This window comes from Pseudoalteromonas sp. Z1A6 (assembly GCF_011378745.1).
Classification (GTDB): domain Bacteria; phylum Pseudomonadota; class Gammaproteobacteria; order Enterobacterales; family Alteromonadaceae; genus Pseudoalteromonas; species Pseudoalteromonas arctica.
Genome location: NZ_WTKW01000708.1, coordinates 1 through 573 on the forward strand (window position 1 = coordinate 1; position 573 = coordinate 573).

The window sequence follows — 573 nt, forward strand, 5'->3', positions numbered from 1 at the left end:
ATTTGATACAATCGTTTCGATCTTATAAAAATAAATATGGATGTTTAAGTGAGTAAGAATGTATTTAATAGCAAAAATTTAGGTGAATATTACTTTTTTTTGCATTATATCGAGTTAAATGATGAAGTGATGATGATTCCAGCTCAACGAGCTAGTCAGGTTGTATTACAGCAAACAAATAACTTAAGCGCAGAAGAGATATTATTCTTGAAGACATACCTGCATGAGGCGACACATCTACTTGATTCATCTGCCTCAATATGGGGGCTTGAGTATAGTATCAGGCTTATTAACTGCCTAAATGATATGAGCAATACAAAATCTATAGAGGTATTTGCAACTAACCACTCGGAAATAGAATTGCATACCGATTTGTTATTGTCTAACGAAAAAGAGTCTTTTGAATATAGAGAAATGCGTTCTGTTCTTTCTTATGATACTAGTCATGGTACTCACTTACAGTTCCATTATTACAATAATAAACATATTGTTTCTCATAAAACGCCTGTGAGCATGCTATCAGTATTAGAAGGTCATGCTTTTTCTGTTGAGCAATTAAAAGAAATTGAAATA

At 32.1% G+C, this 573-nt stretch carries 1 protein-coding gene; it reads left to right on the plus strand.

Annotated elements, in window-relative coordinates; translation table 11 throughout:
• Window positions 1–48 precede the first annotated feature (48 nt).
• Window positions 49–573: hypothetical protein (locus GQR46_RS20435; RefSeq protein ID WP_165742362.1), on the plus strand; the 525-nt coding region annotated here is incomplete at its 3' end.